Source organism: Klebsiella sp. KE9456 (genome assembly GCF_043832615.1).
In the GTDB taxonomy this organism is placed as follows: domain Bacteria; phylum Pseudomonadota; class Gammaproteobacteria; order Enterobacterales; family Enterobacteriaceae; genus Klebsiella; species Klebsiella indica.
Genome location: NZ_JBDYQK010000006.1, coordinates 72,767 through 86,711, shown reverse-complemented (window position 1 = coordinate 86,711; position 13,945 = coordinate 72,767). Strand labels below are relative to the sequence as shown.

10 protein-coding genes are annotated in these 13,945 nt (G+C 52.7%); 1 reads left to right on the top strand and 9 read right to left on the bottom strand.

Annotation, left to right across the window (positions count from 1 at the left end):
• Positions 1-22: 22 nt before the first annotated feature.
• The 9 genes from lpxK to ABK821_RS07860 all read right to left on the bottom strand — a co-directional run bounded on the left by lpxK (position 23) and on the right by ABK821_RS07860 (position 11,819).
• The gene (gene lpxK / locus ABK821_RS07900; protein ID WP_138360472.1) at positions 23-1,003 is read right to left on the bottom strand and encodes a tetraacyldisaccharide 4'-kinase; all 981 of its coding nucleotides are present in this window, start codon (positions 1,001-1,003) and stop codon (positions 23-25) included.
• On the bottom strand, positions 1,000-2,748 hold the full coding sequence (gene msbA / locus ABK821_RS07895) for a lipid A ABC transporter ATP-binding protein/permease MsbA (protein ID WP_138360471.1): 1,749 nt from the start codon (positions 2,746-2,748) through the stop codon (positions 1,000-1,002). The genes lpxK and msbA overlap by 4 nt, the downstream gene beginning before the upstream one ends.
• A 45-nt stretch (positions 2,749-2,793) precedes the next feature.
• Positions 2,794-5,049 carry a ComEC family protein gene (locus tag ABK821_RS07890; protein WP_343178259.1) on the bottom strand — a complete coding sequence of 752 codons (2,256 nt, stop codon included), beginning with the start codon at positions 5,047-5,049 and terminating at the stop codon, positions 2,794-2,796.
• A gap of 205 nt (positions 5,050-5,254) precedes the next feature.
• Entirely contained in the window at positions 5,255-5,542 is a 288-nt protein-coding gene (gene ihfB, locus ABK821_RS07885) for an integration host factor subunit beta (RefSeq protein ID WP_002898165.1), read from the bottom strand.
• A gap of 150 nt (positions 5,543-5,692) precedes the next feature.
• Positions 5,693-7,366, bottom strand: coding sequence for a 30S ribosomal protein S1 (gene rpsA / locus ABK821_RS07880; RefSeq protein WP_138360469.1), 1,674 nt, complete (start codon positions 7,364-7,366; stop codon positions 5,693-5,695).
• A 111-nt stretch (positions 7,367-7,477) separates the two neighbouring features.
• Positions 7,478-8,161 carry a (d)CMP kinase gene (gene cmk / locus ABK821_RS07875; RefSeq protein ID WP_343178258.1) on the bottom strand — a complete coding sequence of 228 codons (684 nt, stop codon included), beginning with the start codon at positions 8,159-8,161 and terminating at the stop codon, positions 7,478-7,480.
• A 333-nt stretch (positions 8,162-8,494) separates the two neighbouring features.
• Entirely contained in the window at positions 8,495-9,778 is a 1,284-nt protein-coding gene (gene aroA / locus ABK821_RS07870; RefSeq protein WP_343178257.1) for a 3-phosphoshikimate 1-carboxyvinyltransferase, read from the bottom strand.
• Between the two features lie 73 nt (positions 9,779-9,851).
• Positions 9,852-10,940 (bottom strand): 3-phosphoserine/phosphohydroxythreonine transaminase, encoded by a 1,089-nt coding sequence (serC, locus tag ABK821_RS07865; protein ID WP_142501573.1) that lies wholly within the window; start codon positions 10,938-10,940, stop codon positions 9,852-9,854.
• A gap of 186 nt (positions 10,941-11,126) precedes the next feature.
• Positions 11,127-11,819: a DUF421 domain-containing protein gene (locus ABK821_RS07860; protein WP_138360465.1), complete on the bottom strand. Its 693-nt coding sequence runs from the start codon at positions 11,817-11,819 to the stop codon at positions 11,127-11,129.
• A gap of 115 nt (positions 11,820-11,934) precedes the next feature.
• Here ABK821_RS07860 and ycaO point away from each other — a divergent pair, with 115 nt between their 5' ends.
• Positions 11,935-13,695: a 30S ribosomal protein S12 methylthiotransferase accessory factor YcaO gene (gene ycaO / locus ABK821_RS07855; protein WP_138360464.1), complete on the top strand. Its 1,761-nt coding sequence runs from the start codon at positions 11,935-11,937 to the stop codon at positions 13,693-13,695.
• The last annotated feature ends 250 nt before the right edge of the window (positions 13,696-13,945 follow it).

The following is a 13,945-nucleotide window of genomic DNA, read 5'->3' as shown; positions in this document are numbered from 1 at the left end:
CCAGTGCAGCGGTATAACAAAATTAGCGTTGCGCCAGCGTAACTAAGTCCGTGAGCAACCGCTGCGCGCGTTCGTCAGCCATTATGGCGTCAACAGGCAAATACCACCAGTTTGCCTGAGCAAATTTCCGGCATTTTACCGCATCTTTTTCGGTCATCAGCAGCGTTTGCTGCGACGTTGCCAGCGCGGCGACGTCGCGCGGCTGCAATGCCTGATGGTCGGCTAAAGCCACTGCTTTCACCGGCTGTACGCCACAGCTTTCGAGCGTGGCGAAAAAACGCGGGGGATGGCCGATCCCCGCCATTGCCACCACATTTTCCAACCTGGCGACATCCCGTTGTTCAGCAGTCAGCAAATTCACAGCCTGTCCGGGACGAAGCTGCATTGGAATTTCGCCAGAACGCGGGAGACCGCCATTAACGATAACCGCATCGACGCTGTGCAAACGCGAGGCACGTTCACGCATCGGCCCGGCAGGCAGCCACCAGCCGTTGCCAAAACGGCGCACGCCATCAATCACTACGATTTCTTTGTCGCGCGCCAGCCTGTAGTGCTGCAGACCATCATCAGTAATGATGATCTGCAGATCGTTGCCTGCAAGCAAGGCCTGGACCGCATCGCTGCGAGACGGTGAGACGGCCACCGGCGCGCCGGTACGCTGATAAATCAGCACCGGCTCATCACCCGCTTCAGCAGTATCGGTATCCGCATTCAGCAATAGTGGATAGCTCGCCGCTTTACCGCCATAACCGCGTGAAACCACGCCGACACGAATACCGCGCTGCCGGAGTTGTTCCACTAACCAGATAACAACCGGCGTTTTGCCATTACCGCCAGCGGTGAGGTTTCCCACCACCACGACCGGTATCGGCGCTCGCCAGGCTTTTCGCCATCCTCGTTTATAGCTAAGCCGTATTAACCCGCTCACCAGGCCATATAGCCAGGAGAGCGGCAGTAACAACCGCCATAAGGGCGACTCACCGGACCAGATGCGAGCAATCATGCGCCAAATTGCATCTTATGCAGTTGGGCATAAACACCCTTGTGCTCAAGCAGATCGGTATGGCTGCCGCGTTCGACGATCTGACCGTCCTCCACAACCACGATTTCATCAGCCTGCTCAATCGTCGACAAGCGGTGAGCAATCACCAGCGAAGTGCGGTTTTTCTGCAGCTCGTCCAGCGCAGCCTGAATGGCGCGCTCGGATTCGGTATCCAGCGCCGAGGTGGCTTCATCGAGAATCAGAATCGGGCTGTTGCGCAGCAGCGCACGCGCAATAGCAATACGCTGGCGCTGACCGCCGGAGAGCATCACGCCGTTTTCGCCGATGATGGTATCAAGTCCATGGTCCATTTTATTGATAAAATCCATGGCATAAGCCATACGCGCCGCTTCTTCAATCTGCTCACGGCTGTACTCTTCAGTGCGCGCATAAGCAATGTTGTTAGCCACGGTATCGTTGAAAAGATGGACGTTTTGCGACACCAGCGCAACCTGATCGCGCAGGGAGCTCAGCGTGTATTCCCGCAGATCGTGGCCATCCAGCGTAATCTGGCCGTCATTAACATCATAGAAACGCGTAATAAGGCTGGCGATAGTCGACTTACCTGAGCCCGAACGGCCAACCAGCGCCACGGTTTTCCCTTCCGGGATAGTCAGATCGATGTTGCGCAGCGCAGCGACTTCGCGCCCCGGGTATTTGAAGGTGACGTTTTTAAATTCGAGGTTGCCCTTCGCACGATCAATCACCAGCGTGCCTTCGTCTTTCTCTTGTTCAGAGTCAAGTATAGCGAACAGCGTCTGACAAGCAGCCATCCCGCGCTGGAACTGAGCGTTAACGTTGGTCAACGATTTCAACGGACGCATCAGCGCAATCATCGAGGAGAAGACAACGGTGATCGTCCCGGCGGTCAACGTCTCCATTACGCTCGGGAAGCTCGCCGCATAGAGAACAAAAGCCAGGGCCAAAGAGGCGATCAGCTGAATAATCGGATCGGAGATTGAAGATGCTGACACCATTTTCATTCCCTGCAGGCGCATTTTGTTGCTGACCTTATCAAAACGTTTAGTTTCGACCGCCTGCCCGCCAAACATCAGCACTTCTTTATGCCCTTTCAGCATTTGCTCCGCGCTGGTGGTCACCTGCCCCATAGTATTCTGCATATTCTTGCTAATATTACGAAAACGCTTCGATACCACACGAATAGCGATCGAGACAATCGGCGCCAGGACGATCAGAATCACCGACAGTTGCCAACTGTAATAGAACATCATCGCGAACAGGCCAATAATCGATGCGCCTTCACGCACGACGGTGATCAGCGCGCTGGATGAGGAGGATGCAACCTGCTCAGAGTCATAGGTAATACGTGATAACAGCGTACCTGTGGACTGTTTGTCAAAGAAGGCGACCGGCATTCCCATCATATGACTAAATAAGCGGCGGCGCATCGTCATCACGACTTTACCGGAAACCCACGAGATACAGTAACTCGAAACGTAGCTGGTAATGCCGCGCAGAACCATTAACCCGATGACCACCAGCGGCATCCATATCAGCACTGAGCGCTCTGTTTTACCAAAACCATCATCCAATAACGGTTTAAGAAGCGATAGCATGAAGGTATCACTAGCCGCGTTAAGCACTAACGCTACCGCCGCAACGATTAGCCCGAGCTTAAACGGCGCTATAATCGGCCAGAGTCGGCGGAAGGTCTGCCACGTGGAAAGATCTTGATCGTTCTGCATTCAATAAACCAGCTTGTGTTGAAATAGCCGCATATTCTACCCGTTCTACGTCTTCCCGCCAAACCACTGATGATACCAACGCGGTAAAACTTGATCCCGTAAGCTATAGATATGCCAGTCGGTTAAAGAAAAAACGACCGTGATTTGCCCTTGATGCGCAGTGTCAAACCATTGATAACCTTGATTCTGGTAACGCTGAATCACTTTCGCTGATGGCATACGCCATGCGTTATAGCGCGAAACGGAAGCAAGCGCCGCCTTCCCGCCAACGCGACGCAACAAGCCCGCTCCCGACGACGTATTACTGCCATGATGCGGAACCTGAATGAGTGTAGACGCAAGATGTTGCCAGTAGCGGCTCATCATTGCCTGCTCCGCAGGCGCTTCAATATCTCCGGTCAGCAGAATACTGTGCTTACCGTCATCAATTCGTACCACGCAGGAGCGATCATTTCCCTGGGTTGTCGTACCAGGCAGCGGCCAGATAACGCGGATAGTTAATCCTCGCCACTGCCAGCTCTCACCGCGCTGACACGCTAAATGGCCTTCCCAACCTAACGGGCTGCGCACCCAGATATTGGGCCATGCTTTTAGTACAGAATTGAGTCCACCGCGGTGATCGAGGTGCTCGTGGCTGAGAACGATCCCCTCCAGTTGCAAATGATGCCAGCGCAGCCAGGGAAGAATAATCTGTTGGCCGCTGTCGCCGCCCGGCCAGGCAAGCCCGGTATCATAGAGCAGCGCCGCACCCTGCCGTTCAATAACCATAGCCAGCCCCTGTCCCACATCCAGCATTGTAACGCGCCATTCATCCGCCGGAATACTGCGCCAGAAAGGCCGGCTTAACAGGACCAGACAACTCAAACAGAGTGCCGGCAATGTACGCCAGACCTGAAAACGCCATGCGATCAACGCCAGCCACGGCAGTATGCTTATCCCCAGCCAACGCGCATCCAGACTCAGCCAGCCGGGTGGTAATTGGCGTAATGACCAGAATAGCGCGGCAAGAATATGGTCGGCTAAATGCCATATCGCCATCTCAATGATCAACGGCCCGCAAAGATGTAATAGCATTGCCGCCAGAATCAACGGCACGACGACAAAGGTCACAAGGGGTACAGCAATAAGGTTGGCAATCACGGAAGTCAAACTGATGCCGTGAAAGAGCATAATCTGTACAGGGGCAAGCAGAAACATTAATCCGACCTGCAAATGGCCTAATCCGAGACTTTGGCGCAATAGCCAGTGCCTTGCGCAATGCGGCATCGGCGCCAGTTGATACCAGAAGATAAGCGCGGCAACAGCAAATGCCGATAGCCAAAGGCTCTCGGATAAAACCGCCAGCGGATCGGCAAACAGAATTGCGCCAAGACAGCAGCCCCATATTTGCCATGGCGACCAGCGTTTTCCTGACAGGCGTAGCGCGCAGCCAACGGCTAATGCGATGCTGGTGCGCAGGGCGGGAGGCTGCATGCCGGTTAACCAGGCGTAAAATAAAGCGCATGCCAGACCGGTCAGTAACGGTGCTCGCCAGCCAAGCCAGCGGCACGGAAAAAAGAATTGTGCACCTCTGAGCAGCAGCCAGCCCAGAGAAGCCCCTAATGCGATATGTAAGCCGGAAATCGCCATCAGGTGCGATGTACCGGTTTCCTGCATCAGGGCGTTAATCTCGCGGGGCACGGCCAGACGTTCCCCCATACCCAGGCCCAACATTACCGATTGCCACGGTAGCGCAGTTAGCCGCCGTTTTAACGATGCAAGATAGCGTGCCCGCAAACTACAGCGCTTGTCGCGTACTTCAGCGGAGAGAAATCGTCCGGTTAACGGCCGATGCTGTGCCAGTGCATAGCGTTGGCTATCGAACCCGCCGTCGTTAAGCTGCCCATGAACCGGACGCATGCGTAGCCGCATTGCCCATACCTGACCTGCGCAGGGCGGTTCCGGTAAAGCGTTGCCATAAAGGCTTACTCCTGGCGCGGGAAACAATCGCCGTCCATCCAGCCGTATAATCTTGCCCTGATGAGTTGTCTGCCCGTCTGTTGCAGTCAGCTCAATTTCAACCTGCCTGTTTCCGCCGGTTAACGCCTCCGTGGACCACAGGATCTGTCGGGCGCTAAGAATTCCCCAGAGCCAAAATAGCGTTATTAGCACCGCATATTTCGTCGCTTTACAGCGATATTGTGCAATAAGTAAAGCAAGAACAAAGATCCCCCAGATGAGAGATTTTTCCGGTAAGGCAGGCATCCAGAGTAGCGGCAGGATGCCGATAATCACACAGCCAGCAAGTTGTGGTAAACGCATTAACACCTCCCCGTTAGCGGAAGTGTTACTGTAAATAGAGGCGCGCGTCTCTCAGGAGGAAGATAATCTGTATCGCGTTATCCGGAGAATTGACGCCGTTACCGAAAAGCGAACGACATTTTGCGAGGTGAATCATAAAGGCACAAAAAAAGCACCCGCAGGTGCTTTTTTAACGTCTAAGTATGTTGTCGCTGCTCAGCGAAACTTACCCTTCATAAATATTGGCGCGGTCGCGTAATTCTTTGCCTGGCTTAAAATGTGGAACGTATTTACCTTCCAGTTCAACTTTGTCGCCAGTTTTTGGGTTACGCCCGGTGCGGGGTGCTCGATAGTGCAAAGAGAAGCTGCCGAAACCGCGGATTTCAATGCGCTCACCCTGAGCCAGCGTTGAGGCCATATGCTCCAGCATTTCTTTAACAGCATCTTCCACTGCTTTCGCAGGAATATGGGATTGCTGGCTGGCAAGTCTTTCTATCAATTCTGACTTGGTCATTATTCCTCCGGTTTCCTTTCAGGCAAAATTAGCTAACAGCTTAAACAAGGGCGGCCGTAGCCGCCCTTTGTCATTGATTACAGGACGAATCCCGTAATCTGTCAAGTAAACTCGTCATAATTCAGGTTGTTGTAACCCGAAAGACTCAGATTACTCGCCTTTAGCTGCTTTGAAAGCTTCAGCCATTGCGTTGTTGGAGAAGTTTGCATCTTCCTGTTTGTTAACAGTTGCGATTGCATCTTTCTCATCAGCTTCATCTTTAGCACGAACAGACAGGCTGATTGCACGGTTTTTACGATCAACGCCAGTGAATTTAGCTTCAACGTTGTCGCCTACGCTCAGAACCAGAGTGGCATCTTCAACACGGTCACGGGAAGCTTCAGAAGCGCGCAGGTAGCCTTCAACGCCATCAGCCAGTTCTACGGTTGCGCCTTTAGCGTCAACTGCAGTCACTTTACCGTTAACGATTGCACCTTTCTTGTTCAGCGCAACCCAGTTGTTGAACGGATCTTCTGCGAGCTGTTTAACGCCCAGAGAGATACGCTCACGCTCTGCGTCAACCTGCAGAACAACTGCTGCGATTTCGTCGCCTTTTTTGTATTCACGAACGGCTTCTTCGCCTGCAACGTTCCAGGAGATGTCAGACAGGTGAACCAGGCCATCGATGCCGCCGTCCAGGCCGATGAAGATACCGAAGTCAGTGATAGACTTGATTTTACCTTCAACACGGTCGCCCTTGTTGTGGGTTTCCGCGAACTGCTGCCACGGGTTGTTTTTGCACTGTTTCAGGCCGAGGGAGATACGACGACGTTCTTCGTCGATATCCAGAACCATAACTTCCACTACATCGCCAACGTTAACAACTTTGGACGGGTGGATGTTTTTGTTGGTCCAGTCCATTTCGGAAACGTGAACCAGGCCTTCAACGCCTTCTTCGATTTCAACGAAGCAGCCGTAGTCGGTCAGGTTGGTCACGCGACCGGTCAGTTTGGTCCCTTCCGGATAACGTTTAGCGATAGCGACCCACGGATCTTCGCCCAGCTGTTTCAGGCCCAGAGATACACGAGTACGTTCGCGATCGAACTTCAGCACTTTAACAGTGATTTCGTCGCCAACGTTTACGATTTCGCTCGGATGCTTAACGCGTTTCCACGCCATATCAGTGATGTGCAACAGGCCATCAACGCCGCCCAGATCAACGAATGCACCGTAGTCAGTGAGGTTCTTAACGATACCTTTAACTTCCATGCCTTCCTGCAGGTTTTCCAGCAGCTGATCGCGCTCTGCGCTGTTTTCCGATTCGATAACGGCACGACGGGAAACAACAACGTTGTTACGTTTCTGGTCCAGCTTGATGACTTTGAATTCAAGCTCTTTGCCTTCCAGGTGCAGCGTATCGCGCACCGGACGAACGTCTACCAGAGAACCTGGCAGGAACGCACGAATACCATTCAGCTCAACAGTGAAGCCACCTTTAACTTTGCCGTTGATAACACCGACCACAGTTTCAGCATCTTCGTAAGCTTTTTCCAGCGTGATCCAGGCTTCGTGACGTTTAGCTTTTTCACGGGACAGCAGGGTTTCACCGAAGCCGTCTTCTACTGCATCGAGAGCAACGTCAACTTCGTCACCCACCTGGATTTCCAGCTCGCCCTGGGCGTTTTTGAACTGCTCTGCCGGAATGGCGGACTCAGATTTCAGACCGGCGTCAACCAGCACTACGTCTTTGTCGATAGCAACAACAACACCACGAACGATGGAACCCGGACGGGTTTCGATTTCTTTTAAGGATTCTTCAAACAGTTGAGCAAAAGATTCAGTCATGTTTAATCTTCAGGTTAATATTAACGTCCACCTGGCTCCGTGCCGGATGGGGTTGTTTCACATACCCGCCGTCAATCCATTGCAGCGGGGGTACTGCTAAATCGGTCGCACTTAAGCGAGCGCCAGTTTTTCGCGCGCATATTGTAGCGCTTTTTCAATCACTTGCTCGATGTTTAGTTCCGTCGAATCAAGAACTAACGCATCAGCAGCCGGGACAAGCGGGGCGACTGCGCGATTACGATCGCGGTCATCACGCTCTTTTATCTCGGATAAAAGGCGATCAAAGTTAACACTAATGCCCTTTTCCTGCAACTGAAGCATACGGCGGCGCGCACGTTCTTGCGCGGAAGCATCAAGGAAAATTTTCACCGGCGCATCCGGAAATACGACGGTTCCCATATCGCGTCCATCGGCAATCAGGCCGGGCAAGTCACGGAAAGCACGTTGCCGACGCAACAATGCCTCTCGCACCCGAGGGAAAGCCGCCACTTTTGAGGCGGTATTCGCCACTTCCTGCGTGCGAATCTCAGCGCTAACGTCTTCACCTTCAAGGATGACTTCCAGGCTGCCGTCAGTGGAAATAAAGCGAACATCCAGGTGCGCAGCCAGCGGCACCAGCGCGTCTTCAGATTCGATATCAACATGATGATGCAGCGCAGCGAGGGCAAGGACGCGATAAATCGCCCCTGAATCCAGCAAATGCCAGCCCAGCGTTTCCGCCATTGCCTTACACAACGTGCCTTTGCCCGCACCGCCAGGCCCATCAATGGTGATTACCGGAACAGTTGCCGTCATCTTTTTCTCCTTCAGCAAGGCGCGTAACTCTATAAATAAACGCAGCGCATTATACGCATCTATACGACGGAAAGTGAGCATTGCTTGCAAATTACGGACAACAGGAAATCCAGCGCGGAATAATGACTCAATTATAGCGGCTGACAGAACATCAGCCGGAAAGGCGACGAAGTTTTACTTTTCTCAGCAATTATGCGCCCGCAAAGATGGCATGGGGGACCTTTCGTGCTTGTCCCCCATTGCCCCGCTATTGCGCTGACGGGCTGGTGAGCGGTACCGCTTTACTCCAGACTTATCTGGTCGCTGAAGTTCATAAAAAATAATTCAGCGCAATCAGGCCAGCGTACTGATTCGCGCCAGTTGCTCGAAGTAATCAGGGAAAGTTTTCGCCGTACACTTCGGGTCGAGGATAGTTACCGGCGTGTCGGAAAGCGCCACCAGCGAGAAGCACATCGCCATACGGTGGTCGTTATAGGTGCCGATTTCAGCAAACTGCAATTTCGTCGGCGGAGTGATACGGATGTAATCCTCCCCTTCTTCCACTTCCGCGCCCACTTTACGCAGTTCCGTCGCCATCGCAAACAAACGATCGGTTTCTTTGACGCGCCAGTTGTAGATATTGCGCAGCGTGGTAGTGCCTTTGGCAAACAGCGCGGCGGTCGCAATCGTCATCGCCGCATCCGGAATATGGTTCATATCCATATCGACAGCGTTCAGTTCGCCACGCGTGCAGGCAATAAAATCATCGCCCCAGATAACGGTTGCGCCCATTTTCTCCAGCACATCGGCAAAGCGAATATCGCCCTGCATACTGTTACGGCCAATCCCCGTCACTTTCACCGTTCCGCCTTTAATGGCGCCTGCGGCAAGGAAATAAGAAGCAGATGACGCGTCGCCTTCCACCAGATATTGACCCGGTGAACGATACTGCTGTGCGCCTTGCACCACAAAACGCTGATAATTCTGGTTCTCAACCTCAACGCCGAATGTTTTCATCAGGTTCAGCGTGATGTCGATATACGGTTTTGACACCAGGTCGCCTTTAATTGCGATTGTCGTATCCTGCGGCGCCAGCGGCGCGGTCATCAACAGCGCGGTGAGAAACTGGCTGGAAACGCTACCGTCGACTTCAACCTGGCCGCCGTTGAAACCGCCGCGCAGGCGCAAAGGCGGATAATTTTCCTGTTCCAGATAATCAATTTTCGCCCCCCCCTGACGCAGCGCATCAACCAGGTGACCAATCGGTCGCTCTTTCATCCGCGGCTCGCCGGTTAACACAATATCATTGTTCCCAAGACATAGTGCCGCCGCCAGCGGACGCATCGCGGTTCCGGCATTGCCGAGAAACAGTTCTAATGCTTTCCCCGCCTGCAAGGGGCCGCCGTTACCGGTGACTTCGCAGCGAGTGCGATCGGATGACAAATTGTAATGAACTCCCAGAGCGCTAAGGGCATTCAGCATGTGGCGGACGTCGTCGCTGTCCAGCAAATTAGTCAGCACCGTCGTGCCTCCCGCTAATGCCGCCAGCAACAGGGCACGGTTAGAAACACTTTTGGACCCGGGCAGGTTAATCGTGCCATCTACGCGTGCAATGGGTTGTAACGTCAGGGATTCCATTAAACTCAACTCTCAAACAAACAGAATAAAAACCCCGCAGACCGGCTGCGGGGGATGAAAAACGGGGCAGCGATCAACCGTGACGGCGTTCGAAGTCCAGCATAAAGTCAGTCAGTGCCTTCACGCCCGCCAGCGGCATTGCGTTGTAGATGGAGGCGCGCATGCCGCCCACGACGCGGTGGCCTTTCAGCGCATGCAAACCAGCGGCGAAAGACTCTTCGAGGAACAATTTGTCAAGAGCGCCGTCCGCCAACTGGAACGGTATGTTCATGCGCGAGCGGTTTCCGGCGGCGACCTCATTGCGATAGAAATCACTGTTATCAATCACGCCATACAGTAAGTCGGCTTTCTGTTGGTTGATTTTATCCATTGCGGCAACACCGCCCTGCTCTTTCAGCCATTTAAACACCAGACCAGACAGATACCAGGCAAATGTCGGCGGCGTGTTAAACATCGAATCATTCTCAGCCAGAATGGAATAGTCGAGAATCGACGGACAGGCTACGTTAGCTTTACCCAGCAGATCGTCGCGCACGATAACCAGCGTCAAACCTGCGGGACCAATGTTTTTCTGCGCGCCCGCGTAGATCACGCCATAGCGGCTAACGTCAATTTGCCGCGACAAAATAGTCGACGAGAAATCCGCCGTGACAATCACATCGTTGCCAAAATTCGGGGTTTCATCAATAGCAATACCGTCGATGGTTTCATTCGGGCAGTAATGCAGATACGCGGCTCCCGGCGTCAGTTGCCATTCACTCATCGGCTTAACCGCGCGCAGACCGTCAACCGTAGTTTTAGCGTCAATCACGTTCGGATTGCAGTATTTACGCGCTTCTTTTACCGCGCTGGCCGCCCAGTAACCGGCATCAACATAATCTGCAGCGGTTTTATCGCCCAACAGGTTCAGCGGAACGCCAGCAAACTGCCCGCGCCCTCCCCCGTGGCAGAATAATACTTTGTAGTTGGAAGGGATATTAAGCAGGGAGCGAAAATCCTGTTCCGCTTCTTCCGCCACCTTAATGAACTCTTTACTACGGTGGCTAATTTCCATCACCGAAGTTCCCAAACCGTTCCAGTCACACAGTTCTTGCTGAGCCTGTTTGAGTACTTCCGCCGGCAGCATTGCCGGGCCTGAACTGAAGTTATAGACCTGAGCCATTTCCCCTCACCACTTGCTATGTTATTTACCCGCGAACCGTCGCGGGCATAAGTTATTCCTGTGGCTATCGGTTTTATCATTCAGTGACACACACCGCAATGGCTAAAACTGAGACGCAGAGAAATGCAGCCGCCTCCGGACAAAAGAATCTGCCAGCCCGACGTCATAAAACCGACATAATTGCTGTCAGGTAACTCTTTTTGCGCGACTGACCTTTGACCATTCTGCATTTGCGCAGCGTGGACATAATTGTTTATCACCGGCCCGCAGACTAAGAATCGCGCTACAGCGAACACAGGCATACTCGTCATTTCGGGGAATGGTGGTAAAACGTTCGTTAAAACGTGAAGGTAGAATGGAAAGCCCGGCCTTAACATCCTCATCGGCATAATAATAAAGGCTAATTTGGCCGTTGGTTTCCAGAATGGCCAATCTGACCTGTCCCAGTTGTTCAACCCCGCTAATCCGCAGTTCCATAAAAAACTCAAACTCGGTCATGTTTTCTGCCCGCAGTTTTTCCCATGCCAGCTCGCCGTTTTCGACGATCACAATTGGCTTACCTTCGAGTAAATCTTCCAGCGTTTCGCTATGGCCCATCAGCCACATAATCAATCGGTACAATATTGCGAGGGTAATAAAAACCACCAACACCGGTAGCATGGGGACATCGTCGTAGAACGCGACGTCACCCGCCGCTGATCCAAGAGTCAGAATGATCAATACTTCAAACAGCGACATCTGGCGAACGCCGCGCCGCCCGGTTATTTTCAGGAAAATAAATACCAGTACGAAGGTATAAAGGCTGCGTAACGCCACCTCGGCCAGAAAGTCTACAGGCACTTTATCAAGCGCCATACGATGCCAGTCAAATGTCTTCATGGTTACCGCCTGAGCAGTTGTTAAGTCATCTTAAGCATAGCCAGACGATGGAGATGGCACCTGCCATCTAAAACCCGTATCATTGCGCGCTTTCCGTACGATAAAAGTGACTGCCATGACTCAAACATTTATTCCCGGCAAAGATGCCGCCCTGGAAGATTCCATCGCTCGCTTCCAGCAGAAGTTGCTCGACCTCGGATTTGATATTGAAGAGGCCTCATGGCTCAACCCGGTGCCGCACGTCTGGTCAGTGCATATCCGCGATAAAGAGTGCGCCCTGTGTTTCACTAACGGCAAAGGCGCGACCAAAAAAGCCGCGCTGGCTTCAGCGCTCGGAGAATACTTTGAGCGTCTCTCCACTAACTACTTCTTTGCCGATTTCTGGCTGGGCGACACTATCGCCAACGGCCCTTTTGTTCACTACCCGAATGAAAAATGGTTCCCGTTAACCAATGATGACGCCGTGCCGGAAGGGCTGCTGGATGCCCGCCTGCGCGCGTTCTACGATCCTGACGATCAGTTAACCGCCAGCATGCTGGTCGATTTGCAGTCAGGTAATGACGATCGCGGCGTCTGCGGTCTGCCGTTCACCCGTCAGTCCGATGGCGAGACGGTCTACATTCCGATGAATATCGTTGGCAACCTGTACGTCTCTAACGGGATGTCCGCGGGCAATACCCGCAACGAAGCCCGCGTTCAGGGCCTGTCAGAAGTATTTGAGCGCCATATTAAAAACCGTATTATCGCCGAAAGCATCAGCCTGCCGGAGATTCCGGCAGAAGTGATGGCGCGCTATCCGGGCGTTGTAGAATCGATCAATAAGCTGGAGGCGGAAGGCTTCCCGATTTTCGCCTACGACGGTTCGCTGGGCGGTAAATATCCGGTGATCTGCGTAGTGCTGTTTAACCCAACTAACGGCACCTGCTTCGCCTCCTTCGGCGCGCATCCTGATTTCGGCGTGGCGCTTGAACGTACCGTCACCGAATTGCTGCAGGGCCGCAGCCTGAAAGATCTCGATGTCTTCACGCCTCCCACCTTCGATGATGAAGAAGTGGCTGAACATGCGAACCTTGAAACCCACTTTATCGATTCCAGCGGCCTGATCTCGTGGGATATGTTTAAGCAGGATGCCGACTACCCGTTTGTGGACTGGAGCTTCTCCGGCACCACGGATGAAGAGTTCGCCACCCTGATGGCTATCTTTAAGGAAGAAGATAAAGACGTTTATATCGCCGATTACGAACATCTGGGCGTCTACGCCTGCCGGATCATCGTCCCGGGTATGTCCGATATCTACCCGGCGGAAGATCTCTGGCTGGCAAATAACAATATGGGCGCGCATCTGCGAGAAACCCTTCTTTCCCTGCCGGGAAGCGAGTGGGAAAAAGAAGATTATCTGGCGCTTATTGAACAGATAGATGACGAAGGCCTTGATGATTTCACCCGCGTACGTGAACTGCTGGGCCTGGCGACCGGTAAAGACAACGGCTGGTATACGCTGCGCATCGGTGAACTGAAAGCGATGCTGGCGCTGGCGGGCGGCGATATTGAACAGGCATTGATCTGGACCGAGTGGACCATGGAATTCAACGCCTCAATCTTTAGCGCCGAACGCTCCAACTACTACCGCTGCCTGCAAACCTTACTGCTGCTGAGCCTGGAAGAGGAGCGCCAGCCGCTGCAATACCTGAACGCTTTTGTCCGCATGTACGGCGCCGAAACGGTTGAGGCCGCCAGCGCCGCGCTCAGCGGTGAAGCGCCATTCTATGGCTTACAGGCCATTGACGGCGATCTGCGGGCTTTCCCGGCTCATCAGTCATTGCTGAAGGCCTATGAAAAGCTACAGCGCGCAAAAACTACCTTCTGGAGTAAATAAGCATTCATTTGCAGCCCAGAAAACATGCCTTGTGGGGGCGGCGACGCCCCTTTTTTTTAACTTTTCCCACCTGCTTTGCATTATTTGTATCAATAAAGTTAATTAGTGGTGAGAAATAATAAAACAACACGCAAATATTGTTAATTTTAATAAAAATACCCCATTTTAATTAACCGAAAAACGGGAGCAAAATGAAAAAAATCAACATTATTTGTAAATTTTAAAATTTATTTTTTAATTAAAAAACAAT

Coding starts and splice junctions, on each gene's coding strand:
- rpsA (WP_138360469.1), bottom strand. CDS start 7,366: ATGACTGAATCTTTTGCTCAACTGTTTGAAGAATCCTTAAAAGAAATC.
- ABK821_RS07890 (WP_343178259.1), bottom strand. CDS start 5,049: ATGCGTTTACCACAACTTGCTGGCTGTGTGATTATCGGCATCCTGCCG.
- ihfB (WP_002898165.1), bottom strand. CDS start 5,542: ATGACCAAGTCAGAATTGATAGAAAGACTTGCCAGCCAGCAATCCCAT.
- lpxK (WP_138360472.1), bottom strand. CDS start 1,003: ATGATTGCTCGCATCTGGTCCGGTGAGTCGCCCTTATGGCGGTTGTTA.
- serC (WP_142501573.1), bottom strand. CDS start 10,940: ATGGCTCAGGTCTATAACTTCAGTTCAGGCCCGGCAATGCTGCCGGCG.
- ycaO (WP_138360464.1), top strand. CDS start 11,935: ATGACTCAAACATTTATTCCCGGCAAAGATGCCGCCCTGGAAGATTCC.
- msbA (WP_138360471.1), bottom strand. CDS start 2,748: ATGCAGAACGATCAAGATCTTTCCACGTGGCAGACCTTCCGCCGACTC.
- aroA (WP_343178257.1), bottom strand. CDS start 9,778: ATGGAATCCCTGACGTTACAACCCATTGCACGCGTAGATGGCACGATT.
- ABK821_RS07860 (WP_138360465.1), bottom strand. CDS start 11,819: ATGAAGACATTTGACTGGCATCGTATGGCGCTTGATAAAGTGCCTGTA.
- cmk (WP_343178258.1), bottom strand. CDS start 8,161: ATGACGGCAACTGTTCCGGTAATCACCATTGATGGGCCTGGCGGTGCG.